The sequence below is a fragment of the Paenibacillus soyae genome, assembly GCF_024623455.1.
GTDB classification, from domain to species: domain Bacteria; phylum Bacillota; class Bacilli; order Paenibacillales; family Paenibacillaceae; genus Pristimantibacillus; species Pristimantibacillus soyae.
Genome location: NZ_JANIPJ010000004.1, coordinates 105,162 through 127,146, shown reverse-complemented (window position 1 = coordinate 127,146; position 21,985 = coordinate 105,162). Strand labels below are relative to the sequence as shown.

Below are 21,985 nucleotides of genomic sequence, written 5' to 3'. Positions count from 1 at the left end.
TGCAGGCAGATCATGGGGGTGGCGGTATGGTATAAAAACATGTACAATAAAATCCGATATCATACGAGTACGCATTATTTATACGTGACAACAAGAGGGGGCATCGTCCATGAGTATCGATCCACGCACCATGAAGGCGTTGCTGCAGGCGCAGCTCGCCCCGAGTTTAGATATCGGCTTGAACAAAAAAGCCGCGGTTGCTCCAGGCGGTGAAGATTTGGCATCTTTATTCAGCACCATATTGTCCGCGCAGATGTCGACCGATCATTCGGCGGCAACGGGTACGACGGCAGGGAAAACGCCGGTTTGGTCGAACGAGCTGTGGGCGCAGGTCGCGCAATACGGCATCGCTGACGCAAGCGCGCTCCCGATCGTGAAAGAATCGTCTTCCGATTACGAGCCGAGCAATCATTCGTTCGGAGAGCTGATCGAGCGCGCGGCTTCGAAATACGGCGTAGAGCCCACGCTCATCCACGCGGTTATCGCGACGGAGTCCGGCTTCAATCCGAACGCGCAGTCGCATGCGGGAGCCAAAGGCCTTATGCAGCTGATGGACGGCACGGCGCGCGGTCTCGGCATAGTCGATTCGTTCGATCCGGCGCAGAATATCGAGGGCGGCACCAAATATTTGTCCATGCTGCTCCGCAAGTACGACGGCAACGAAGCCGTCGCGCTGGCAGCTTATAACGCGGGTCCCGGCAGACTTGATCGTCTCGGCATCTCGACGGACGAGGAGCTGATGGCAAGGCTGCACGAATTGCCTAGAGAGACGCAGCGATACATCGGGAAGGTCCAGGAGGCCAAGCCTTAACCGCACACGAGATCACGATTGACACTTGCGTTCTGGACGCGAGCCGAATCGCTGGTCTCTTCTTTGTTTCAGGAGAGGATGATCGTTTATGTTGTATTTCGACCATTGCGCGTCGACGCCGCCTCGCGAAGAAGTGATAACGGCGATGTCCGAGGTCATGAGAAAGCACTACGCCAACCCGTCGTCTCTCCATGCCGGCGGCTCGGAGGCCGCCAAGCTGATCGAGAGGTCCAGAGCGCTTCTCGCGGCCCAGCTGGGAACGAGCGGCGGGAGATGGCTATTTACGTCCGGGGGCACGGAAGCAAACAATCTCGCGCTGAAGGGCGCGGCCAGAATGTATCGCTCGCGGGGTAATCATATCGTAGCATCAGGCATCGAGCATGCCTCCGTGCATGACGCGCTTAAGCAGTTGGAGCAGGACGGGTACCGCGTAACCTTCCTGCCGGTAGCGCAATCGGGCCATGTATCGCCGGAGGACGTCAAGAAGGCGCTGACGAAGGAGACAATACTCGTCACCGTCATGCACGTGAACAACGAGATCGGAACGGTGCAGCCCGTGCGCGAAATCGGGGAGCTGCTGAAGAGCTTTCCCCAAATTCTGTTCCATGTCGACGCCGTGCAGAGCATCGGCAAAGTCCCGCTTGATCCGGAAGGCTGGGGGATCGATCTCGTCAGCGCCTCCGCGCATAAGCTGCGCGGCCCGAAAGGCGTGGGCTGGCTATATGTCCGCGACGGCGTGCAGCTTCAGCCGCTGGCGTCGGGAGGCAGCCAGGAAGGCGGCTTCCGCGCCGGGACGGAGAACGTGCCGGCGATCGTGGCGTCGGCCAAAGCGCTGCGCATGGCTATGGAAAGCATGGAGGAGCGAGCCGTCCGAATGAGACGGTTCTCGGACAAGCTGCGGGCATTCGTCCGAAGCTGTCCGGAGCTTAAGCTGAACGGGGAGGAGCCGCTTGCTCCGCATATCGTGCATTTCTCATACCCCGGGATGAAGCCCGAGGTTATCGTCCACATGCTGGAGCAGCATGGTATAATGGCGTCAACGAAATCCGCCTGCTCGTCCAAGGACGACAAGCCGAGCCGCGTGCTGCTTGCTCTTGGAGCAAGCGCGGCCCACGCGTCAGGGGGCGTGCGCGTCAGCTTCGGGGACGAGCACGAGGACGAACATATTGATCAGCTGATCTCCGCGCTGAGAAGCGTGATAGGGAAGCTGAAGCCGCTGGAGAGGAGCAGGAAACATTGATTTACGACCAAATCGTATTGCGTTACGGCGACCTGATCATGAAGGGAAGGAACCGCAACCAATTTGAGAAAAGAATGCAGCAGCAAGTAAGAAGCGCGCTCGCGCCCTTCAAAGGCGTTACCTATTGGAAAACGTACGGACGGCTCTACGTCAAGCTGAACGGTCTGCCCTACGAACCGATCGCGAATCGGATCAAGGATTTGTTCGGCCTTCATTCCCTGAGCCCGGTTATAAGCTCCGAGACGGAGCTGGAAGCGATCAGGGCCGCGGCCATGACGCTCATGACTTCCCTGAAGCAGCCGCCGAAAACGTTCAAGGTAAGCGTGAAGCGCGGCTGGAAAGGCTATCCGCACCAATCGCAGGAGATGAATCACCTGGTGGGGGCGCATATCCTCCGGGCATTCCCTGATTTAAGCGTCGACGTGCGCAATCCGGAGGTTGAGCTCAGGGTCGATATTCAGGAGGAAGCCACCTATTTGTTCTGCGAGGTGATTCCCGCTGGTGGCGGCTTCCCTTACGGCTCCAACGGCAAAGCGATGCTGCTGCTCTCGGGCGGGATCGACAGCCCGGTCGCGGGGTGGATGGCGATGCGCAAGGGCCTGGAAATCGAAGCGGTGCATTTCCACAGCTACCCGTTCACGAGCGAGCAGGCCAAGGACAAAGTGGTTGCCCTCGCCAAGCGGCTGGCCTATTACCACGGAGCGCCTCTGAAGCTTCATCTCGTTCCGTTCACCGATATCCAGACGACGCTTGCCCAGCAGGGACAGGATAATTTGATCATTACGATGATGAGAAGGGCGATGCTCCGAATTACGGAGCAGCTCGCGGTCCGGAACGGCGCTCTCGGCATCGTGACGGGCGAAAGCCTTGGCCAAGTGGCGAGCCAGACGCTGCCGAGCATGAACGTCATCGGCCGCGCGACGGATCTGCCGCTTCTGAAGCCTCTGCTCATGATGGACAAGGAGGAAATCATCAGCCTCGCCAAGAAGATCGGAACGTACGACACGTCCATTCTTCCGTACGAGGACTGCTGTACGCTGTTCCTGCCGAAGTCCCCGAGCACGAACCCGAATATGCATATCGTGGAGCGGGTGGAAGCCGGCATCGCGAATCTGAACGACATGATCGAAACGGCCGTCCGAGACACCGAACGGATGATATTGAGGCCGAACCAGCCCGAGCCGGAGGAAAACGCGGGAGAAGACAGCTGGTTCTAAATCGAAGCCTGCGCGCAGAGAAAGCAGCGGTCCCTTACGGGCATCGCTGATTTTCGCTTTTTTTCGGACATATTCCCCCAAGCTTGTACATACGTCTGTTATGAGGGGGAGATTTCTGTGGACAGCGCCATTATTTTTCTCGAAATTGCTTTAATTAACGTACTGTTAAGCGGAGACAACGCGATCGTCATCGCGATGGCGAGCCGGCAGCTTCCCGCGAAGCAGCGGAAGGCCGCTATTTGGTGGGGAACCTTCGCGGCCGTCGGTCTTCGCTGCGCGCTTACCGTCGTAGCCCTGCAGCTGCTGCAAGTGCCGTATTTGCAAGCGGCCGGTGCGATTCTTCTGCTTATGATCGCCGTTAAGCTGCTTATCGACTCGGGCGGCGACGCGGATGCGCATGTAAAGAGCAAAAAAACGGTTACGCTCGCGGGAGCCGTCTGGACGATCGTGACGGCCGACTTTATTATGAGTCTCGACAACGTGCTGGCCATCGCCGCCGTCGCCGAAGGAGATATCGTCCTTATCCTGCTCGGCATCGCGCTGAGCATCCCTATGATCGTGTGGGGAAGCCAGGCGCTCGGCAAGCTGCTGTCGAAATTTCCCGCGCTTTCCTATATCGGAGCGGCGCTGCTCGCGTATGCCGCCGGCGAGATGCTGATGAAGGACCCGGGACTGAACGCCGCCGTGTTCCACGGCAACCATACGTTATCGGAGCTTATTCCGATGCTGTGCATCCCGCTGGTCATCATTCTCGCCGTGCTTCGCAAAAGGGCGGATTAACCGATTCGGGCCGCGCCGGGAGGCGCGGCTTCTTTTTTTTGCGAAACTCTCGACAGGTTACTGGTTTTTTTGCGCCAGTTCCTTTAAACTAAGAAGGATAAAAAACTGGCGTCTTTCGTTTGTCTATGCGAACGATGTTGTAAGGAGCGGAATGGATATGCCTGCAAACAAATATTCCGCTGGAATTATTTTGCTGCTAGCCGGGGTCCTTATTTTTTTGGGCAAATTAGGGGTATTCAGCTTCTTGGGGGCTATTTTTTGGCCGTTGCTCGTGTTGATTCCGGGAGTGCTGCTGCACGTGCTCTATTTCGGCAGAGTAGTTCCGGCCGTGATGCTGGTGCCGGGCGGGATGCTCGTGGTTTACGCATTGCTGTTCGTCATCTGCAACATATTCGGTTGGGAAAGCTTAAGGTATCTGTGGCCGGTATTTATTCTCGGCGCCGCCGCGGGTCTCTACGAGTACTACATGTTCGGCTCGAACGTGCCGCGTGTCGTATTCACGGCGTCGATCGCGCTGGGGATCGCCTCCGTGCTGTTCCTGGTGCTCGTCCTGCTCTGGAGCTGGGGCATCTATCTGATCGCCGCCTTGTTTATCGCCGCGGGCGGATGGCTGATGTTCGGTTCTCGCAGGCGTTGGTAGGAGAAAGAGAAAAGAGCGCAAGTTCAAGCTATTGAACCTGCCTCTAAAATCAAAAATTGGAGTGGATTAATTTTTATGCAAGCAAGAGAAAACTTACGCAACATCGCGATTATCGCCCACGTTGACCACGGCAAAACGACTCTGGTCGACAAACTTCTTCAGCAATCCGGCACGTTCAGGGAGCATGAAGCCGTGCAAGAGCGCGCCATGGACTCCAACGACCTCGAGCGCGAGCGCGGCATTACGATTCTTGCCAAGAACACCGCGATTACGTACAAAAACTATCTGATTAATATCGTCGACACCCCGGGCCACGCCGACTTCGGCGGCGAAGTGGAGCGGATCATGAAGATGGTTGACGGCGTGCTTCTCGTCGTCGACGCGTTCGAAGGCTGCATGCCGCAGACGAAGTTCGTGCTTCGCAAAGCGCTGGAGCATCAGCTGACGCCTATCGTCGTCGTGAACAAGATCGACCGTCCGAACGCCAGACCGGTCGAGGTTATCGACGAAGTGCTAGACCTGTTCATCGAGCTTGGAGCGAACGACGAGCAGCTTGAATTCCCGGTCGTATATGCCTCCGCGCTGATGGGAACGTCCAGCCTGGACCCGGAGAAGCAGGACGAGAACATGATGGCGCTGTACGACACGATTGTCAGCCATATTCCGTCCCCAACGGAGAACGTGGAAGAGCCGCTCCAGTTCCTCGTTACGCTGCTCGATTACAACGAATATTTGGGCCGCATCGCCATCGGTCGCGTGAACCGCGGCACGATCAATCAAGGTCAAGCGGTGGCGGTTATCGACCGCGACGGCAAGACGAAGCAAGCGCGGATCGAGAAGCTGTTCGGATTCCAGGGCCTTAAGCGCGTTGAAATTCCGGAAGCAGGCGCGGGCGACATCGTCGCGATTGCCGGCATCCGGGAGATCAACATCGGCGAGACGATCGCGGATCCGCAAAATCCGGAGGCGCTGCCCGTACTGAAGATTGACGAGCCTACGCTGCAGATGACGTTCCTCGTCAACAACAGCCCGTTCGCGGGCCGCGAGGGCAAGTGGGTCACATCCCGCAAGCTTCGCGAGCGTCTGTTCAAGGAGCTGGAGACGGACGTCGCGCTGCGCGTCGAAGAGACGGAAAGCCCGGACGCGTTCATCGTATCGGGGCGCGGCGAGCTCCACCTCGGCATTCTGATCGAGAACATGCGCCGCGAAGGCTACGAGCTGCAGGTTTCCAAGCCTGAGGTTATCGTGAAAGAAATCGACGGCGTTAAGCAAGAGCCGTACGAGCGCCTACTGATCGACGTTCCGGAAGAAAGCATGGGCGCTGTTATGGAGAGCCTGGGCACCCGCAAAGCCGAAATGGTGAACATGATCAACAACGGCACGGGCCAAGTTCGTTTGGAGTTTATTATTCCTGCCCGCGGCTTGATCGGTTATCGTACGTCGTTCCTTACGCTTACGCGCGGCTACGGCATTATGAACCACGCGTTCGACAGCTACGGACCGCTTGCCGGCTCCGGAGTCGGCGGCCGTCATCAAGGCGTGCTTGTCGCGAGCGAGAACGGCACATCCACATTCTATGGCATGTTGGGCGTAGAGGACCGCGGCTTGATGTTCCTCGAGCCGGGAACGGAAATTTACGAAGGCATGATCGTAGGCGAGCATAACCGCGATAACGATATCATCGTCAACATCTGTAAAGAGAAGCAGCTCTCCAACGTCCGTTCGGCGGGCAAGGATGACACGGTGAAGCTGAAAACGCCGGTTATCTTCTCTCTGGAGCAAGCGCTCGAATATTTGAACGACGACGAATATTGCGAAATTACGCCGAAGTCCATCCGTCTGCGCAAGAAAATCTTGGTGAAGAGCGAGCGCGAGCGCGCGGAGAAGCACCGCAAAATGTCGCAGGCTGGCGTCTAGTTACAGCGCCTGCGCCGCAGGTTTCGGATCTGCGTTTAGGAGGTAAGAAGGATGCAAGCATGGTTCAGCGAGCATAAGCTCGTCACGTATATTATTATTTTGGCGTTTACGATTTACATTTTTAACGCCGTCTTCCGGCCGCAGGCGAAACGCCTGCCTATCCTGAAGGAAGTGCTCGTCTATCTGATGATGGCGCTGGGGTCGTTCATCCTGATGATCATGCAGGTCGATAAGCTGCCGATCATTCAATGTATGGCGGTTGCGGTGATCATGATGTTGATGCTGCGCGGACGGCAAATTTACGATAAGTGGAAGAAGGGGCGTTCCGGGCATGCGGGCACGGAGCCCCGCAACGCGGAGAACGGCCAATGAGATTCGAGGACGCGCTGTTCAACTGGCTGCAGATCCGAATCGTCGCCGACGCAAGACCGGATGACGGAGCCGCGCGAGACACGTTAGCGTTCTTCGAGCAAATCCTGAGGGAAGATCACGGGCTTACGTCCTTCGACATCGCTAGGACCGATGAGACGATGATCCATGTCCGTTACGTGAAGGACTCCCGCCAGAAGCTGCAGATGTTCCCCCGTGAGGACGGGGAACAGCTGCTGCAGGACATTATAGATAATCCCAAATACAACTGAGCTTGAAGGTGGAAGACATGAGTCAAGGACGGACATCATTGCCTCCTCGGTCAGAATCGCGCAAGTCATCCGCACCCCCAAAGAATAAGACCCCCAAAAAGAAGAAGAAGCGGCCGCTGCTGACCGCCTTCTTCGTTCTGTTCTTCGGGCTGCTCTTATGCGCTGCGGCGCTCGTCGCTTACGTCGGCTTCAAAGCGAACGACGCGATCGAGACGATAGGTCTCGACGAGACCCAGGCGACGGAAGTCCCCGTACAGGAATCCGTCAAGGAGAAGCCCGTCGCATTCGTGTTGATGGGGCTTGATACGAGGGAGCGCGGAGGTTCGCTCAATACCGACGTCATGATGGTTGCCGCCTTTAACCCGAATACGAAGAAGGCGACCGTCGTATCGATTCCGAGGGATACCTACGTTGAGGTGGACGGCTATCGCGGCCGCAAGGCCAACCGGTTCTACGCGGACTTCTATACGGTCGCGGGCAGAGAGAACGGGCATGATAAGCAGCAATCCGATCTGGCGGGCAAAAAAGCCATCAAAGAAGTGATGGGAAAGCTGTTCGACATCGATATCCAGTATGCGGGCATCATTAATTTTAACGGCTTTACCGAGGTTGTGAATGAGCTTGGCGGCGTGAAGGTGAACGTCGATATGCGCATGAAGTACAAAGACTCAGCCGACGGCACGGATATCGATCTGCAGCCGGGCGAGCAGACGTTGTCCGGGGAAGACGCGCTCGACTTTGTCCGATACCGCAAGTCGAACGACGGCACGAACATGTCCAGCGACTTCGATCGGAACCGAAGGCAGAGCGAGGTGCTCGGGGCCATCGTCGATGAGCTGATGAGTCTCGGAGGGATCGCCAAAATCGGCAACGTTATTGATTCCGTCGGCAACAACATTTCGGTGGACATGCCGAACTCGGAAATCAAACGGATGATTGGCAAGTATATGAGCCTCCGCAGCAGCGATATCGAGTTTCTGTCGCTGGAGGGCGTATGGAGAAGTCCGAACGTATACGTGAACGAAGAAAGCCTTGCGCAGGCGCAAGCCGCCCTCCAAGCAAAAATGGCTGAATGACCGTAGACTGTCGCCAATATAATAGTTATAATTGGAGCTAAGAAGCTCGCTTTTGGATGAGGATTCAGAAGGAGGTCATGCGGATGGCGAAACGATATGCTGCGGTACACCCGCGTCCTGATGCTTGGCCCCATGCGATGCTGCGTTACGAAGATGATGGAATGGCAATGAGAATACAATCGGACAAGTGTGCAAGTATTTGGCCTGCGCACGGAATGAAAGCCTAGTGATAAGATCACTAGGCTTTTTGCGTCTTTTGGACAGCTTTACCATAACTTAACGAATATTCGCCTGCGCATCCGGTTTTCTCTCTTTTGCGTCTTCATGGCTGCCAAGCTGATTAACATCTTCGTCATCGATGGCGGGCGGAACGATATCCCGCGGCATTTGCGGCACGAGCCGCCCCATAATGTCGGCGAGCTCTTCGGCGAAGCCGGCAATGGGACGTCCTTTACGCAAGTCCTCGCCGATTTCCTGCAGTCGATTCGCGATATCGATATCCGCGGTCACGAAGGCGTCGACGCCGTAGGGGTCCTTCCGGAAGGCTTCTGCTACCGAATATTTGATTGTACCTACCCGGGAGCGTTCCAGATTGCCGTCAACGTTGATGCCGACGACCGCCGTGTTCCCGATGACGACGCAGTGCGCGTTCTCTACGCCTTGAATGCCTTTGGCGAGCTCCTCCAGATGCGTCTCCACCTCTGTACGATCAAGGATCTGCTTCTTGCCGCCTTCGTTCTGCTGGGCCGTTACGCGGCCATTATTCTGAGGAGAGGGTGATGAATCATTACGTGCGCCGGCGCTGCAGCCCGATGCTACGATCGCGATAACGATTGCCGCAGATAACCATTTGTACATGTATGCCACCTCTTTGAAGTTAAGTGTCGCGCATTTTTTCGCTTATGCAATAGTGTGTCCGCTGCCAACTGAGGCTATGTATGCAAATGTATATCCGACGCCGGGAGGGTTCTCATGAAAAAAATATTCGTGCTCGATACCAACGTTTTGCTGCATGATCCGCAATCGCTCTTCGCCTTCGATGATAATGAAGTCATCATCCCCGCGATCGTGCTGGAAGAAATCGACTCCAAGAAGAGGCTCGCGGATGAGCTGGGGCGAAACGCCCGTCACGTCTCCCGATTGCTCGATACGATGAGAGAGCAGGGCCATCTTCATGAAGGAATCATGCTGCCGGGGGGCGGAATACTGAAGGTCGAGCTCAATCATAGAAGCTTTATTCGCGTGCAGGAGATGTTCGGGGAGATGTCCAACGACAACCGGATATTAGCGGTCGCGCTTAATTATCATATGGAGCAAGAGAAGCTGGATGATCGCCGGCAGGTCGTGCTGGTGAGCAAGGACGTCCTTGTCCGGATCAAAGCGGACGTGCTCGGATTATCTGCGCAGGATTTCTTGTCCGACCGCGTAATCGATAATTCGGAGTTCTATAACGGCAATCTGACGCTGCATGTTCATCCGGCCGTGATCGACGAGTTTTATACGTACCGTTTCCTAAGCGTCAACAGCCTGCAATTGCGCGAGAGGCTGAACCCGAACGAATTTGTCATACTGCGGGATGAGATGGGCACTTCGAAATCCGCGCTTCTCAAAGTTAGCACGGATGGCGCCAGGCTCGAGCCGCTATACCTAAGCAACGATCCCGTATGGGGGATAACCGCGCGGAACGCACAGCAGCGCATGGCGCTGGAGCTGCTGCTTAACGACGATATTCCGCTTGTCACTTTATCGGGGAAGGCGGGCACGGGCAAAACGCTGCTAGCGCTTGCCGCTGGCCTCCTCAAGGTGGAGGATGAGCATAAATATAAGAAGCTTCTTATCGCGAGGCCCGTGGTGCCTATGGGCAAGGATATCGGTTATTTGCCGGGCGAGAAGGAAGAGAAGCTCCGCCCGTGGATGCAGCCGATTTACGATAATCTGGAATATTTGTTCGATACGAAGAAGTCGGGCGACATCGATAAAATCCTAATGGGCATGGGCAGCATACAAGTCGAGGCGCTTACTTATATTAGGGGGCGTTCGATCCCGGGGCAATTCATCATCATCGACGAAGCGCAAAATCTGACCAAGCATGAAGTGAAAACGATCGTTTCGCGGGTTGGGGAAGGCAGCAAAATCGTTCTGATGGGCGATCCCGGCCAGATCGATCATCCTTACCTCGATTCGATAAGCAACGGGCTGACGCATATCGTCGAGAAATTCAAGCGAGAAGGCATTAGTGGACATATGACGCTCGAGAAAGGCGAACGGTCGAAGCTGGCGCAGCATGCCGCCGACCTGCTGTAAGCGGTTTGGAAAAGCAAGACAAGGGCCGTGAGAAGTGGCCCTTGTCTTCTTTTTATGGCAAACAAACGATCTCCGCCAAATTGTAAATTTAAGCGTATACATAGGAAGGCTTACCTGTTATTCTATACCATATCAAGCATTAGGAGCGGGAAAGGAGAAGGCTGTGTCCCCCCGAAAATATGTGCCTCTCTTCATAAGCGCGTTACTGCTTACCGGGCTGCTGCTCGTTTATATCTCGGAGTCCCTTGACTGGGATTGGAATCGTACCCGCCTATCGGATGGCGAGAGTCCGGTTATACCGGCCAGCGGCATGCGTTGGCTGCCAGAGCAATCGGAGCTTCATATTTCATTAGCGGTCCCTGCCCGTGATTTCGGCGTGCTGCAAGCACGCACGGAAGCGTTCATGATCCGGTATCCGCATATCCGCGTCGAGCTGACGAACGAATCCCCGTCGAGCAATCGTTACGAGTCCGTGGTGGAACGGAGCACGCAAGGATCGGTGCCCGATGTCATGCTCGTGAATAACGGATGGGTCATCCCGCTGGCCGTTCAGGGCTTTCTGAAGCCAATCGACAGCCTGATGTCCGGCGATTCGCTCTCCGACCAGCTGCCGGGGTTGCTTGAGCCCATGAAGTGGAACGGATATCTATGGGGGGCTCCGAGGGGAATAGATCCTTATATATTCGCTTGGAACAAGCCGCTGCTGGAGCAATACGGTATGGCGAAGCCGCCAAGCGACTGGACCGCTTTTCTTGAGCTGGCAGATCGAATAGCGGCTGCGCAGGAAGACGAGCAAGGCAAGCGGGTTGCGCTGACGAGCTTTGCCCCCGGAGGCCTCCTGCAGCTGCTGTTGTGGACGGAGCGCTTCGACGCTGCGGCAGGCAGCTTGCTTCAGCTGCGGTCGCTATCGGATGCGCAGCTATCCATGCTGGCAGAGCTGCAAGCTCGCTCGAGCCTAGTAGAGTCCATGCCAATCGGACAGGCTCAGAAGCTCGATCCAGTCATAGCGGACAATCGGATCCTGCTGTTGTTGCTGCCTTGGAGCGATTACGATAAGCTGAGCGAATCGGCGAAGGAGCATCTGCTCGTGGAGCATGAGTACGTGCCAACGCCATGGCTAAGCGGAAGCAGCTTTGTCATCGGGGCAGCAACCGAGCATGAGGAGGATGCCATGCTGTGGATCCAGGAGATGACGAACGCGGCGGTTGGGATGGAGGAGCTGCTGAAGGAGCGCAAGCTGCCCGTGCGGGCGTCTTTATATGACAGCCCCGATGGACTGCTCGCCCAGACGGTCGAGACGCCTCCCGACTGGTGGTTACGCGTGCTAAACGAGAAATCGGCCGAGCCGGCAAGCTATCATCCGGATCCGGATTGGCCGCTCCGATGGAAGGCGTGGCAGGAAGCGTGGGTGGACGGGGCGGAGAACGAGACACGGTTCCGCGACTTTGCCGATGCAATCGAGGCTTTGAATCCTGCTTCGAAATGATTATTGTTCATGCTCGAAATAGAAAAAGGATGGCCCAGGGCCATCCTTTTCGCTACCGGGCTCACAGAGATACGCTAAGCTTAATGGTCAGCTCTCCGTCTTTGACGGTTACGGAATTCGCCTTCAGGAAGCTGGTAATCAGTCCGGGGTAGAACCCGAGATCGAATTCCTCCTCTAAGGCGGCCCGCGTCGTATCCGGAAGCGTAAATCCGTTGAAGACCAGCTCATCCACATGGAACATAATGCCGTTTTTCGGTTCTTCAATGAGGCTGTAGTGTCCGCTTACGCTGATTTCAATATCGTCCCGCTTGCCATAGGCCGTAATTTTGCCATCCTCGAATTTGAAGGAGAAGTAGTTGAATCGCTCGTCCTGTTCACGCAAAAATTCGTTCAGCTTGTCTTCCGGCACGCGAATCGTATACTGGAAGCCTTTTGTTTCCATCATGTCCTTGTTATTCTGAATCCATCCGGGCAGCTCGCCCATCGCTTTCGATAAGGCTTGGAAATACGAACGGACCTCCGTCAGCCCTTTCTTCTCCCAGAAGCTGGTCAGCTCCTCCATCAAGAGCCTAATTCGGTCGGCGTCGCTACGTCCGGCCAGCTCACCCTCGAGCTGCGATTCGAGAGCGATGACGCGGTCGCGCTGAATTTTCAGCTTCTCTTCCAGAGCGAGCAGCTCGGCTTGTTTGTCCTCGAGAGCCGTATATTCGTCCTGCAGTTTGCGATATTGTCCGATGTAAGCGTTCAAGGTATGCTTGTCTTGCGTAAGTATAATATCGATATAGTCCCAAATGGTGAACAGCTTCGACCATGAATCCGCCGACAGCAGCGAGAGATAAAGCATATCCCGTTCGCCCATGTAATAGGATCGAAGGACGTCGCCGGCTTGCTCGCGCTTGCCGTCTATGGCCAGCTCCTGGCTGGCAAGATCTTGCTCCTTCACGGACATCGTCTCGAGCAAAGCTTCCTTCTCAATCGCGATTCTTGAAATTTCTTTATCGATCTCAACCACGGACAGGCTCTTCTCAAGCAAAGAATGAACATCGTCAGGGGCTGGAGGACTTTCTTCGGCAAGAACGGGCAGTCGCAGCAGCAGCAGCGCGATAAGAAACGCGAATAGAATAGCGGCCGCTGTCCGAATGCGGGTAAGGCTATCAATCAATGGCATCCTCCCTCCTCAGCAACTAGTGTATGCGGAAGCCCATTCTATTATATCTTACATTTGGAAAAGGAGGAAATCGGCATGACAAGCTTTCCGGATACTCCGCTGGCCGTCCAAATCGCTGAAATGATCGCCCGATCGGACAGGAAAGGCGCATACATAGACTCGGCCGGCCGGGCGGATGCCCTGGCGTCGATAACCTTTCGTCAGTATATGGAAACATGCCTATACGACTCGCAATATGGCTATTATCGTTCCGGCAAGGCAAAGGTTGGGAAGGAAGGGGACTTCTATACGAGCTCGGCGGTCGGAAGCATCATGGGCGAAATGATCGCAAGCTATGCGCATCAGTACGGCCAATCAACAGGCGGTGCATTGTCGATTGCGGAATGGGGAGCCGGAACGGGCAGGCTGTCGGCGCACGTCGCGGCTGCTTGTCATCGTCTCGATCCGAAGCCGTGGTTTCGCCAGCTGCTCATCGAAAATCTCCCTTCCCATGCCGAAGAGGCGGCGCGTGCTCTTCGCGGGATCAGCCATACCGAACCGCCCGTCATTATTTCGTCGGAGCAGCTTTATTCCGGGTATGTCGGATGGATGAGCGAGCGGCCTTTGCTGCTAATCGCGAATGAGCTGCTGGATGCATTCCCCGTGCATCGCGTGACAATGCACAAAAGAAAGCTGATGGAGCTCGGCGTAGCGGTCAAACCCGGGCAAGGGTTTTTTTATACGCTGATGCCGTTAACGGAACCGAAGCTAGAGGACTGGCTGTCCCGGGACGGTATCATGCTTCGGGAGGGTCAGATCACGGAGGTGTGTCCAGGTGCGAGAGATTGGGTCATGCAGCTCGGAGCATTATGCGAGAGAGGCAGGGTCATGATAATCGATTATGGCCATGATGCTGCAGAATACGCGGCCGAGCACCGGATGAAGGGGACGCTGATGACATACGCCAATCATCAGGCTAGCGACTCGCCGTTCAATCGACCGGGCGAACGCGATATAACGGCTCACGTGTCGTTCGATTTCATTCGCTCTTGCGCGGATGAAGCGGGGTTTGATGTCGTCTATTTCGCTACGCAAAAACAGTTTTTGGTCGACCAGGGCGTCTTCGGACTGCTTGGGAGCCATGACGGCGCCGATCCGTTCGGAGAGTCTGCGCGACGAAACCGGGCCATCAGGCAGCTGCTGCTCAGCGACGGCATGAGCGAAAGCTTCAAAGTGATGCTGCTTGAGAAGAGGCTTCCTCTATAAAGACATAGAAAAAGGCTGTCGCCGCACGGAGTGTAATCCGTATGGTGACAGCCTTGTTTGTTGATGATAATGGTCTAGAATGGCAAGTCCATCTTGAAGACCGACCAGTAGGTGAAGCCTACGAACGATATCGCCATATATCCCCAGAACATCAATATGTATGTTCTCTCGGAGAAATTCAAGTAGCCTAAAAATACGAACGCGACAGCTTGCGCGAAGAAGAGCAGCGCGAATTCCGTCATGTGGCCTGCAAAAGCCATCAGTCCGATTACTAAGCACCAGAAGCCAAGTACTCGATACATGCGTGCCATGATACATCCCCCTTTTTACCCCAGCGCCGATTTTCTAAATTTCATTATAGCGTCTGCCTTTGGCAGTGTAAACCAAAATACGTGACGAATTCGCAAACTTTTTGCTTAAACGCGCGGATTCGTTTACAGTTTGCTCAACAATCCGCCTAATCATGTATGAGGTCGCAAAAAAATGGATATACAAATTACTATCCGATAGATTCTATGAACTCTACCAAGGGCATAGTGATAAGTAAGCGTCTTTTACGTTAGGAGGTTTTGATTGCATGACAGCAGTTAGACAAGATGCGTGGAGCCCGGACGATGATCTCATTCTCGCCGAAGTTACGCTGCGCCATATCCGGGAGGGGAGCACGCAGCTCGCCGCCTTTGAGGAAGTAGGCGAAAGAATCGGACGCACATCCGCTGCATGCGGGTTCCGTTGGAACAGCTGCGTACGAAAACGTTATGAAGATGCGATCCAAATCGCGAAGCAGCAGCGCCAGAAGCGCAATTATTTGAAGAAGCAAACGGTTACACCTACATCTCAAGTCTCTTCCCTTACGGTTTACGATACGGAGGAGCGCTCGTTCAAGCAGGAAGTCGGTGCGCTTGACGAAGGTCTGTCCGTTGATGCCATCATCCGTTTTCTGCGCGGATGGAAAACGAACTATCAAGATTTATCGAGACAGATTAAGTTATTCGAGAAGGAATTGAAAGACAAGGAAGAGGAGCTATACCGGCTGCGGAGCGAGAATGAGAGACTGACTAAAGAAGTGAACAGCGCCCAGACGGACTACCGGACCGTAAACGACGACTACAAAACGTTGATCCAAATAATGGATCGCGCACGGCGTCTCACGGTGCTATCGAACGAGGAAGAAGCCAAGCCGCGTTTTAAGATGGACGCCAACGGCAATTTGGAACGTATTGAATAAGTTTTTACCGAAGAGATAGTGAAGCAACCCAGAAACCCGCCGTTCCCGTAACGGCGGGTTTCTTCATGGGGTGACAACCCGATCGCTTTTCAGATGAAATGTTGAAAGTGTATAATACGTAGGATTGAAACGGACAGATGAAGACGGGCGGAGGAGAGGAGGAGAATGATGCGAATTGAAGTCGTTGGCGCGGGGGCTATCGGGCTGTTGTTTGCCGCTAGACTGGCAGGGGCAGGCGTTGATGTGAAGGTTTGGACAAGAACGCAGCGTCAGAGCGAGCTGATCCGAAAGCAGGGGATATCGTTGCTAAACGAAGCCGGGGAGGCGGTGCTCCATGCGGACAGCGATTGGCTGCATCCCGATCGGGTAATGGCTCATCGCCAGGAAGAGCGCACTTGGATTGTGCTTGCGGTAAAGCAGCAGGCGATCGATGCTGAGCTGATCGATTCGCTACGGGCTCTTACGGCAAGTAATGTGGGAGAAAGCTCAATACTTTGTCTGCAGAACGGGATCGGTCACTTGGATAAGCTTGCGGCAGAGCTTCCATGGGTGCCCTTGTATGCGGCCGTCACGACCGAGGGCGCCAAGAGGGAGGATGAACGTTCGGTTCGCCATATCGGAACAGGCATGCTGTGGATCAGCGAAAAGGCGCAAAACCTGGTCGCAACTGGCGAAAAAAGCGACAAAGCTCAAAAAATGTTGCTGAAATCGCTTCGAAAGGCAGGATTCGAGGCTTCACTGTCGAATGAGATGGAGAATCGGATTTTCCAGAAACTGCTCGTCAACGCGGTCATCAATCCGCTGACCGCTATATTCGACGTCGCGAACGGCGAGCTTCCGAATGATAAGAACCGTCTCTCGCTGATGGAAGCCTTGCACAGCGAGACGTACGGCATTTTGACGGAGGCCGGCATGAAGGACCATGCAGACAGCTGGAATAACGTCCTCGAGGTTTGCCGCCGCACGGCAGCCAACGTGTCTTCCATGCTTGCCGACGTGAGGGCAGGCCATCCGACCGAGATTGATGCCATTAACGGGGCCGTAAGCAAGCTAGCTGCGAAGCAAGGCATGGCATCGCCTTTGAACGACGCGATGACGGCCATAATCACAACCTACAGTCGATCTAAATAATAACTTCTTTTTAATGATGAAAGGTGGACGAGCATGGGCGCACTATGGGATAAGATCGAATGGCTTTATTCATTAATCGCGCTTATACCGATCCTCCCCTTCGCGATCGTCCTATTCGGCTATGGCGCTTATATTCAGAATCGGAAGAAAGCTTTGCTGCTCGCCATGGACGTATCGAACGCGTTTTTTATCCTATGCGTCGCAGCTTTGTTCAATATGTTGTTCGACAGCAATTTCGGTCTGTACGGCATTTTGCTTGTCATGATTTTGGGCGGAGGCTTGATCGGAAACGCGCAATTCCGCAAACGCGGCAACGTGGATGTCAAACGGGTGTTTCGGGCGATTTGGCGCATGAGCTTTTTTGCGATGACCGCGCTTTACCTTGTGTTTATGATCATTCTGATCGGACGAGTCGTATTTACCGTAGCTTAAGAGTCCAAGACCGAACGTCTCTGCGATGCAGAGGCGTTTTGTTTTGACGGGCGGCTTCGACTTTGTGTACAATGGCTGTGGCAAATCTTTTCGAAATGGGAAGGCTATATTGGACTAATTCCTTTATCGATATAATCGGGAGGCGAGAGAGGCATGCTCACGAAAGAATCGTATGAACTTCCGATTGCTCAGCCTTTGACGGAGGCTTATATGAAGCAGTCGGACGGCCGGATTCGGGAGCTGTACGGCTATCATTCGGGCAACGAGCAAGACTGGGTAAGGCGGCTTAACTCCCTGGAGGAGCACGCGGGCCGGAGAGCGGATAAGAGCAAGCTCGCCGATGCGCTGCGCGCGTATAACCAGAGGATCGGCGTGTCTAACGAGACGATGTCATCCATTGATCTCATCGCGGAAGGCTCCCCCGTCGTTATCGGCGGGCAGCAGGCGGGCTTATGGACGGGACCGCTGCTGGTCATACATAAAGCGGTAACGATTATACAAGCGGCGAAATCGGCCAGCCAGCAGCTAGGACGCCAGGTTGTTCCCGTCTTCTGGATTGCCGGAGAGGACCATGACTGGGACGAAGCGAATCACGCTTACGTGATTACGGCGGAGCAGGAGCTGCGCAAGCTTTCGGTTGCGAGACCGGAAGGGCCGCGGACCTCGGTAAGCGGCACGGCCGTCACAGCCGAAACTTGGAAGCAGCTGCTGCAGGAGCTGGAGCAAGCGCTGCCGCATTCCGAATTCAAACCGCAAATGCTGGAGAAGCTGGCGGAGCTCGCGCGCCAATCGGGCTCTCTAAGCGATTTGTTCGCGGGCATCCTCGCCCAATTGTTCGGATCCGCAGGAATGGTTCTAGTCGACGCCGACGATCCGGGGCTGCGCAAGCTGGAGTCGCCGATGTTCGCCAGGCTGCTGCGCCATAACGACGAGCTCGAGAGAGCGTATTTGGAGTCGGCGGACCGCGTGAAGTCGCTCGGATATACGCTGCAGGCCGACGTGGTGCCGGGCAGCGCGAACCTGTTCTTGTTCCATCCGGAGAGAGGCGGGGAGCGGACGCTGCTGCACAAGAATGGCGAGTCGTTCCAGGACCGCAAGGGTCTGTCGAGCTGGACGAAGGAAGAGCTCATGCGAATGGCGGAAGAACGCCCGGAGCTGCTCAGCAACAACGTCCTGACCAGACCGCTCATGCAGGATTATTTGTTCCCCGTGCTCGGAACGGTTCTCGGGCCCGGCGAAATCGCCTATTGGGCACTGACGGGCGGGGCATTCCGCGCGTTAGGCATGGAGATGCCGATTATCGTGCCCCGTATGTCATTCACCTTGATTGAAGGCACGATCGCCAAAAACATGACGAAATACGAGCTATCCTTCGCGGATGTGATCGAGAGGATCGAGACGCGCAAGGAAGCCTGGCTTAAGCAGCAGGATAACATGAACGTCGAACAGAAATTCGGGGCCGTCAAGCAGGCCTTCCAAGAGATGTACCAGCCGCTTATCGATATGGCGGCATCCGTTCAAGCGGGACTCGCGAAGCTCGGCGAGACGAACATGGCGAAAATATTGGAGCAGATCAGCTACATGGAAGCCAAAACGTCGGACGCGAACAATAAGCAATTCGAAGCGGCAATCCGGCAATTCGACCGAATCGCGACCGCGATCGTGCCTTCGGGCAAGCCGCAGGAGCGGGTGCTGTCCGTTGTCGTTTATTGGAACCGCTACGGCGACGCCTGGCTCGAGAAGCTGATGGAGGCGCCTTACAGCCGAACCGGCGGGCATGAGATCGTTTATTTATAATATTGGAGGGTGTTTATTTCATGACGAACGCAGTACAGAACAGCATCATTGCCGACCCGTCGCTTGCGCCGGAAGGACATTTGAAGATCGACTGGGCGAGCGCTCATATGCCCGTGCTTAACCGGATTAAGGAGCAATTCGAGGCGGAGAAGCCGTTTCAAGGCTTGAAGGTCACTATCTCTCTTCATCTGGAAGCGAAAACGGCGTATCTGGCGAAGGTTGTGCAAGCGGGAGGCGCCGAGGTGACGATTACCGGCAGCAATCCGCTCTCCACGCAGGACGATGTGTGCGCGGCGCTCGTAGAAGACGGCATTACGGTGTACGCGAAATATAATCCGACCCCTGCCGAATTCAAAGCGCTGAACATGAAGGCGCTGGAATGCAAGCCGGACCTGCTGATCGACGACGGCGGCGACCTGGTGACGCTGCTGCATTCCGAGAGCAAGGAGATGGCGGTTAACCTTCGCGGCGGCGCCGAGGAGACGACGACGGGCATCATTCGGCTGAGGGCGCTCGAGAAGGACGGAGCGCTCAGCTTCCCGATGGTCGCCGTTAACGATGCCTTCTGCAAATATTTGTTCGACAACCGCTACGGCACCGGACAATCCGTATTTGACGGGATTAACCGGACGACCAATCTGGTCGTGGCCGGCAAGACGGTCGTCGTGGTTGGCTACGGCTGGTGCGGCAAAGGCGTCGCGATGCGCGCCAAAGGCATGGGAGCGAACGTCATCGTGACGGAGATCGACGCGATCAAAGCGGTCGAGGCGTATATGGACGGCTTCGCGGTTATGCCGATGCTGGAAGCGGCTAAGCTTGGCGATATCTTCGTTACGGTAACGGGCAATCGCGACGTCATTCGCGGCGAGCATTACAAGGTCATGAAGAACGGCGCGATCCTGTCCAATGCGGGCCACTTCGACGTCGAAGTGAACAAAGTGGAGCTCGAAGCGATGTCGACGGGCAAACGCACGGTTCGCCGCAACATCGAAGAGTACAAAATGACGGACGGCCGCAGCATCTATCTGCTGGCGGAAGGACGCCTGGTCAATCTGGCGGCGGGCGACGGCCATCCGGCGGAAATTATGGACATGACGTTCGCCCTGCAAGCGATGTCCCTGAAATTCGTGAACGAGCAGTACAAAGAGATCGGCAAGAAAGTCGTGAACGTGCCGTACGAGCTGGACGAGCAAGTGGCAAGACTGAAGCTGGAATCGCTCGGCTTCGGCATCGACAAGCTCACTCCCGAGCAAGCCGCTTATTTGGACAGCTGGGCGGAGCACGAATAGATTCGGAAGATTAACAATCTAAAATATTTTTTCAAAAATCCTGCTCATTGGAGCAGGATTTTTATTTTAGGTGGCGAACTACTGTAATCAGGTGGGGAAAAGTGGGGCAAAGTGGAGCAAATGGGGGAAGGAGTGGAGCGGAACCATGTTTATGGGGGAATATCAGCATAGCATCGACGAGAAAGGTCGGCTAATTATTCCTGCCAAATTCCGCGACGCGTTAGGAACGACCTTCATTGCCACCCGAGGCCTCGATAACTGCTTGTTCGTCTACCCGAGAGAAGAGTGGAGCGTGCTGGAGCAGAAGCTCAAGTCGCTGCCTCTAATGAAGTCCGACGCGCGCGCGTTCACCCGGTTTTTTTTCTCCGGGGCAACGGAATGCGAGCTGGACAAACAGGGAAGGGTAAATATACCCAGCAATTTGCGCGAATATGCCAAGCTGGACAAGGATTGCATGGTGCTCGGCGTATCGAGCCGCGTGGAAATATGGAGCAAGCAGACATGGGAAGGCTACTACGAGCAATCGGAGCAGGCGTTTAACGAGATCGCCGAGAAGCTGGTTGATTTCGATTTCAACTTCTAATGTAAGACGAAAAACGGGAGGACAAACAGCGTGTTTCAGCATGTGACGGTATTATTGGAGGAAGCGGTTGACGGTCTGGACATCAAGCCGGACGGCATATACGTCGATTGCACGCTTGGAGGAGCGGGGCATAGCGAGCTAATAGCGTCCCGCCTGGGAGCGGGAGGACGTTTGATCGCATTCGACCAGGATGACTGGGCGCTGGACAACGCTCGCAAGAGACTTGCCCCCTATATGGATAAAGTAACGCTCGTCAGAAGCAACTTTCGTTATCTCGAGCAGGAGCTGAAGGGCTGCGGCGTACCGATGAAGGACGGGGTCCCGCAGGTGGACGGCATTCTGTTCGATCTGGGCGTATCGAGCCCGCAGCTGGACGAAGCCGAGCGAGGGTTCAGCTACAATCACGACGCCCCGCTCGACATGCGGATGGATCGCGAGGAAGAGCTGACGGCGCACGAGATCGTCAATACTTGGGAGGAGCGCGAGATCGCGCGAATTCTGGATCGTTACGGCGAAGAGAAGTTCGCCCGTAACATCGCCCGCAATATCGTCAAAGCGCGCGAAGCCGCGCCGATCGAGAAGACGGGCGAGCTCGCGGAGCTGATCAAGAACTCGATTCCCGCGGCCACGAGAAGGACGGGGCCGCATCCCGCGAAACGTTCGTTCCAGGCGCTTCGCATCGCGGTGAACGACGAGCTGGGAGCGGAGGAGGAAGCGCTGGAGGCCGCTGTTCGCTGCCTGGCGCCGGGAGGAAGGGCATCCGTCATTACCTTCCATTCGCTCGAGGACCGCATCTGCAAGCAAACCTTCGCCAAATACGTGGAGAAATGCACCTGCCCGCCGGACTTTCCGTTATGCGTCTGCGGGAACCAAGGTGTTCTGAAGCTAGTGAACCGCAAGCCGATCGTGCCGGGCGAGCGGGAGCTGGAGCTTAATCCGAGAGCCAGATCGGCCAAACTAAGAGTCGCCGAAAAATTATAAGAGCGGGTGTTCAAAAAAA

General features: G+C 55.4%; 22 protein-coding genes. 19 read left to right on the top strand and 3 right to left on the bottom strand.

Going from position 1 to position 21,985, the window contains the following annotated elements:
* The first annotated feature begins 109 nt into the window (after nt 1-109).
* From NQZ67_RS30310 to NQZ67_RS07465, 9 genes are all read left to right on the top strand, one after another.
* The gene (locus NQZ67_RS30310; RefSeq protein ID WP_306812750.1) at nt 110-811 is read left to right on the top strand and encodes a lytic transglycosylase domain-containing protein; all 702 of its coding nucleotides are present in this window, start codon (nt 110-112) and stop codon (nt 809-811) included.
* An 88-nt stretch (nt 812-899) separates the two neighbouring features.
* Nucleotides 900-2,051 (top strand): cysteine desulfurase family protein, encoded by a 1,152-nt coding sequence (locus tag NQZ67_RS07500; protein ID WP_257444273.1) that lies wholly within the window; start codon nt 900-902, stop codon nt 2,049-2,051.
* Nucleotides 2,048-3,268, top strand: a complete 1,221-nt coding sequence (thiI, locus tag NQZ67_RS07495; RefSeq protein WP_257444271.1) for a tRNA uracil 4-sulfurtransferase ThiI — start codon at nt 2,048-2,050, stop codon at nt 3,266-3,268. The genes NQZ67_RS07500 and thiI overlap by 4 nt, the downstream gene beginning before the upstream one ends.
* Before the next feature lie 117 nt (nt 3,269-3,385).
* The gene (locus NQZ67_RS07490; protein ID WP_257444269.1) at nt 3,386-4,048 is read left to right on the top strand and encodes a TerC family protein; all 663 of its coding nucleotides are present in this window, start codon (nt 3,386-3,388) and stop codon (nt 4,046-4,048) included.
* A 157-nt stretch (nt 4,049-4,205) separates the two neighbouring features.
* Nucleotides 4,206-4,688, top strand: coding sequence for a hypothetical protein (locus tag NQZ67_RS07485; RefSeq protein ID WP_257444268.1), 483 nt, complete (start codon nt 4,206-4,208; stop codon nt 4,686-4,688).
* A gap of 75 nt (nt 4,689-4,763) precedes the next feature.
* On the top strand, nt 4,764-6,605 hold the full coding sequence (gene typA, locus NQZ67_RS07480; protein ID WP_257444266.1) for a translational GTPase TypA: 1,842 nt from the start codon (nt 4,764-4,766) through the stop codon (nt 6,603-6,605).
* 51 nt (nt 6,606-6,656) lie between these two features.
* The gene (locus tag NQZ67_RS07475) at nt 6,657-6,977 is read left to right on the top strand and encodes a YlaH-like family protein (RefSeq protein ID WP_257444264.1); all 321 of its coding nucleotides are present in this window, start codon (nt 6,657-6,659) and stop codon (nt 6,975-6,977) included.
* Nucleotides 6,974-7,246, top strand: coding sequence for a hypothetical protein (locus NQZ67_RS07470; protein ID WP_257444262.1), 273 nt, complete (start codon nt 6,974-6,976; stop codon nt 7,244-7,246). Before NQZ67_RS07475 ends, NQZ67_RS07470 begins: the two co-directional genes overlap by 4 nt.
* Nucleotides 7,247-7,263: 17 nt before the next feature.
* Nucleotides 7,264-8,322: an LCP family protein gene (locus NQZ67_RS07465; RefSeq protein ID WP_257444260.1), complete on the top strand. Its 1,059-nt coding sequence runs from the start codon at nt 7,264-7,266 to the stop codon at nt 8,320-8,322.
* A gap of 276 nt (nt 8,323-8,598) precedes the next feature.
* Here NQZ67_RS07465 and NQZ67_RS07460 read toward each other — a convergent pair whose 3' ends face one another.
* Entirely contained in the window at nt 8,599-9,180 is a 582-nt protein-coding gene (locus NQZ67_RS07460; protein WP_257444258.1) for a YhcN/YlaJ family sporulation lipoprotein, read from the bottom strand.
* Nucleotides 9,181-9,294: 114 nt separating this feature from the next.
* Between NQZ67_RS07460 and NQZ67_RS07455 the strand changes: the two genes are divergently transcribed.
* Both NQZ67_RS07455 and NQZ67_RS07450 read left to right on the top strand, forming a co-directional pair.
* Nucleotides 9,295-10,626 (top strand): PhoH family protein, encoded by a 1,332-nt coding sequence (locus tag NQZ67_RS07455; protein ID WP_257444256.1) that lies wholly within the window; start codon nt 9,295-9,297, stop codon nt 10,624-10,626.
* Between the two features lie 163 nt (nt 10,627-10,789).
* Complete coding sequence (locus NQZ67_RS07450; protein WP_257444254.1) at nt 10,790-12,112, top strand: ABC transporter substrate-binding protein; 1,323 nt, start codon at nt 10,790-10,792, stop codon at nt 12,110-12,112.
* Nucleotides 12,113-12,173: 61 nt separating this feature from the next.
* Here NQZ67_RS07450 and NQZ67_RS07445 read toward each other — a convergent pair whose 3' ends face one another.
* Nucleotides 12,174-13,274 (bottom strand): coiled-coil domain-containing protein, encoded by a 1,101-nt coding sequence (locus tag NQZ67_RS07445; protein ID WP_257444252.1) that lies wholly within the window; start codon nt 13,272-13,274, stop codon nt 12,174-12,176.
* A gap of 81 nt (nt 13,275-13,355) precedes the next feature.
* On the opposite strand from NQZ67_RS07445, the gene NQZ67_RS07440 reads away from it, so the two are divergent.
* Nucleotides 13,356-14,525 carry a class I SAM-dependent methyltransferase gene (locus NQZ67_RS07440; RefSeq protein ID WP_257444250.1) on the top strand — a complete coding sequence of 390 codons (1,170 nt, stop codon included), beginning with the start codon at nt 13,356-13,358 and terminating at the stop codon, nt 14,523-14,525.
* A gap of 74 nt (nt 14,526-14,599) precedes the next feature.
* On the opposite strand, the gene NQZ67_RS07435 is transcribed toward NQZ67_RS07440, so the two are convergent.
* Nucleotides 14,600-14,836 carry a DUF2626 domain-containing protein gene (locus tag NQZ67_RS07435; RefSeq protein ID WP_257444248.1) on the bottom strand — a complete coding sequence of 79 codons (237 nt, stop codon included), beginning with the start codon at nt 14,834-14,836 and terminating at the stop codon, nt 14,600-14,602.
* Nucleotides 14,837-15,102: 266 nt separating this feature from the next.
* Between NQZ67_RS07435 and NQZ67_RS07430 the strand changes: the two genes are divergently transcribed.
* The 7 genes from NQZ67_RS07430 (at nt 15,103) to rsmH (ending at nt 21,966) form a co-directional block, all read left to right on the top strand.
* Nucleotides 15,103-15,753: an RsfA family transcriptional regulator gene (locus NQZ67_RS07430; protein WP_257444247.1), complete on the top strand. Its 651-nt coding sequence runs from the start codon at nt 15,103-15,105 to the stop codon at nt 15,751-15,753.
* A gap of 165 nt (nt 15,754-15,918) precedes the next feature.
* Nucleotides 15,919-16,884 carry a ketopantoate reductase family protein gene (locus NQZ67_RS07425; RefSeq protein WP_257444245.1) on the top strand — a complete coding sequence of 322 codons (966 nt, stop codon included), beginning with the start codon at nt 15,919-15,921 and terminating at the stop codon, nt 16,882-16,884.
* A gap of 33 nt (nt 16,885-16,917) precedes the next feature.
* The gene (locus tag NQZ67_RS07420; protein WP_257444243.1) at nt 16,918-17,316 is read left to right on the top strand and encodes a DUF3397 domain-containing protein; all 399 of its coding nucleotides are present in this window, start codon (nt 16,918-16,920) and stop codon (nt 17,314-17,316) included.
* Between the two features lie 153 nt (nt 17,317-17,469).
* Nucleotides 17,470-19,113: a bacillithiol biosynthesis cysteine-adding enzyme BshC gene (gene bshC / locus NQZ67_RS07415; protein ID WP_257444241.1), complete on the top strand. Its 1,644-nt coding sequence runs from the start codon at nt 17,470-17,472 to the stop codon at nt 19,111-19,113.
* Between the two features lie 20 nt (nt 19,114-19,133).
* Complete coding sequence (locus tag NQZ67_RS07410) at nt 19,134-20,402, top strand: adenosylhomocysteinase (RefSeq protein WP_257444239.1); 1,269 nt, start codon at nt 19,134-19,136, stop codon at nt 20,400-20,402.
* Nucleotides 20,403-20,547: 145 nt separating this feature from the next.
* Nucleotides 20,548-20,985 (top strand): division/cell wall cluster transcriptional repressor MraZ, encoded by a 438-nt coding sequence (mraZ, locus tag NQZ67_RS07405; RefSeq protein WP_257444237.1) that lies wholly within the window; start codon nt 20,548-20,550, stop codon nt 20,983-20,985.
* A 30-nt stretch (nt 20,986-21,015) separates the two neighbouring features.
* Nucleotides 21,016-21,966, top strand: a complete 951-nt coding sequence (gene rsmH / locus NQZ67_RS07400; RefSeq protein ID WP_257444235.1) for a 16S rRNA (cytosine(1402)-N(4))-methyltransferase RsmH — start codon at nt 21,016-21,018, stop codon at nt 21,964-21,966.
* The last annotated feature ends 19 nt before the right edge of the window (nt 21,967-21,985 follow it).

Coding starts and splice junctions, on each gene's coding strand:
- NQZ67_RS07435 (WP_257444248.1), bottom strand. CDS start 14,836: ATGGCACGCATGTATCGAGTACTTGGCTTCTGGTGCTTAGTAATCGGA.
- mraZ (WP_257444237.1), top strand. CDS start 20,548: ATGTTTATGGGGGAATATCAGCATAGCATCGACGAGAAAGGTCGGCTA.
- NQZ67_RS07425 (WP_257444245.1), top strand. CDS start 15,919: ATGATGCGAATTGAAGTCGTTGGCGCGGGGGCTATCGGGCTGTTGTTT.
- NQZ67_RS07430 (WP_257444247.1), top strand. CDS start 15,103: ATGACAGCAGTTAGACAAGATGCGTGGAGCCCGGACGATGATCTCATT.
- NQZ67_RS07470 (WP_257444262.1), top strand. CDS start 6,974: ATGAGATTCGAGGACGCGCTGTTCAACTGGCTGCAGATCCGAATCGTC.
- NQZ67_RS07485 (WP_257444268.1), top strand. CDS start 4,206: ATGCCTGCAAACAAATATTCCGCTGGAATTATTTTGCTGCTAGCCGGG.
- NQZ67_RS07420 (WP_257444243.1), top strand. CDS start 16,918: ATGGGCGCACTATGGGATAAGATCGAATGGCTTTATTCATTAATCGCG.
- NQZ67_RS07460 (WP_257444258.1), bottom strand. CDS start 9,180: ATGTACAAATGGTTATCTGCGGCAATCGTTATCGCGATCGTAGCATCG.
- NQZ67_RS07500 (WP_257444273.1), top strand. CDS start 900: ATGTTGTATTTCGACCATTGCGCGTCGACGCCGCCTCGCGAAGAAGTG.
- NQZ67_RS07455 (WP_257444256.1), top strand. CDS start 9,295: ATGAAAAAAATATTCGTGCTCGATACCAACGTTTTGCTGCATGATCCG.
- typA (WP_257444266.1), top strand. CDS start 4,764: ATGCAAGCAAGAGAAAACTTACGCAACATCGCGATTATCGCCCACGTT.
- NQZ67_RS30310 (WP_306812750.1), top strand. CDS start 110: ATGAGTATCGATCCACGCACCATGAAGGCGTTGCTGCAGGCGCAGCTC.
- NQZ67_RS07440 (WP_257444250.1), top strand. CDS start 13,356: ATGACAAGCTTTCCGGATACTCCGCTGGCCGTCCAAATCGCTGAAATG.
- NQZ67_RS07465 (WP_257444260.1), top strand. CDS start 7,264: ATGAGTCAAGGACGGACATCATTGCCTCCTCGGTCAGAATCGCGCAAG.
- NQZ67_RS07475 (WP_257444264.1), top strand. CDS start 6,657: ATGCAAGCATGGTTCAGCGAGCATAAGCTCGTCACGTATATTATTATT.
- NQZ67_RS07410 (WP_257444239.1), top strand. CDS start 19,134: ATGACGAACGCAGTACAGAACAGCATCATTGCCGACCCGTCGCTTGCG.
- bshC (WP_257444241.1), top strand. CDS start 17,470: ATGCTCACGAAAGAATCGTATGAACTTCCGATTGCTCAGCCTTTGACG.